This window comes from Candidatus Hakubella thermalkaliphila (assembly GCF_013281975.1).
Classification (GTDB): Bacteria; Actinomycetota; Humimicrobiia; order Hakubellales; family Hakubellaceae; genus Hakubella; species Hakubella thermalkaliphila.
Genome location: NZ_BLRZ01000249.1, coordinates 1 through 1,387 on the forward strand (window position 1 = coordinate 1; position 1,387 = coordinate 1,387).

Genomic DNA, 1,387 nt, shown 5'->3' on the forward strand with positions numbered 1-1,387 from the left:
CCTCATTCTGAGGCCAGCGGCCAGTCTGTGACCACCGAAACCATCCAGAAGATGCTGGCATCCGGATAGAGCTTGAAAAAGGTCAAAGCTCTCGATGCTGCGGGCCGAGCCCTTGCACATATCTCCAGCTTGAGTGAGAAGAACAGTGGGCTTCCGCTGCATTTTGGCCACTCGGGAAGCTACTATCCCCAGCACTCCTTCGTGCCAGTCCGCAGAAAAAAGGACCAGGCCGCATTCTTTTTCCCAAGACGCATCAGTTTCCAAAATTTGGTCGATTTCAAGAGCTATTTCTTCCTGAATTTTTTGTCTTTTCCGGTTCTCCTCATCTAATCTTTGGGAGATCTTAAGGGCTCGCTCCAGATTTTGTTCCAGAAGAAGCTGTACGCACTTCAGGGCGCTACTCATTCTGCCCCCGGCATTCAGACGAGGACCGAGAAGAAAGCCTACCTCGTAAGTGCCAATCTTTTTACCCTCCAGCCCAGCCACCTTTTTCAGAGCCACCAACCCCGGCCGCCTGGATCGGGCCAGCAGGCTGAGTCCCCTTTTGACCAAGATCCTGTTTTCCCCGGTAAGAGGAGCAACGTCACAGATGGTCCCCAGGGCTACCAGGTCCAGGGTCTGGGTCAGAAAGTTAGAAGGAAACCTGGATCTCTGGCTATCCTTCAGAGCGGACAGAAGGGCGGAGATAAGCTTAAATACCACTCCCACTCCTGCCAGCTCTGGATAGGGATAGCGTGAACCTGGCAGTTTAGGGTTAACGATGATGGCCCCTGTCTCCGGGGAGACCAGAGGATTGTGGTGGTCACAGACCACCACCTCCAGGCCATATTCCCGAGCCCTTGCTAGTACCGAGGAGGAGTTAGTTCCACAATCTACGGCAATCAACAGACTGTATCCCTTGCCGGCCAGCTTTACCGCTGCTTCCTCGTTCAGCCCGTAGCCCTCATCAAATCTGTTGGGCACATAATAACCCACCTGAGCATCAAGTTTTCTCAAGAATTCCACCAAAAGGGAAGTGCTGGTGATCCCGTCTACATCGTAATCGCCGTAGACTACTATTTTCTTTTTATTTTGAACTGCCTCTAGTACCCTTTCCACTGCCTGAGCCACGGCGGGTAAGAGGAAGGGATCGTGGAGCTCAGAGATGGGGCAACTGATGAAGTTGCGGAGAGCCTGGTTATCGGCCAGGTTTCTTTTGAGAATTATTTCGGAGATGGCAGGGGTGGTATGGAATCTCTCTTCTATCTGCCTTTTTAAGGAAGGATCTACCTCTTCAACTATCCAGTTGTATCGGGTCATGGTAGAATATAGCAACTCAAGACCGCTGGCTGCCTTATTTCCTCGACTTCGGCTTCGCCCCTTTTTTCTTTTTCTTCTTTTTTCTTCT

1 protein-coding gene is annotated in these 1,387 nt (G+C 51.3%); it reads right to left on the minus strand.

Annotated elements, in window-relative coordinates:
- Window positions 1–1,299 (minus strand): single-stranded-DNA-specific exonuclease RecJ (recJ, locus tag HW443_RS11275; RefSeq protein ID WP_219857252.1); only part of this gene is annotated, 1,299 nt, incomplete at its 3' end.
- Window positions 1,300–1,387 lie beyond the last annotated feature (88 nt).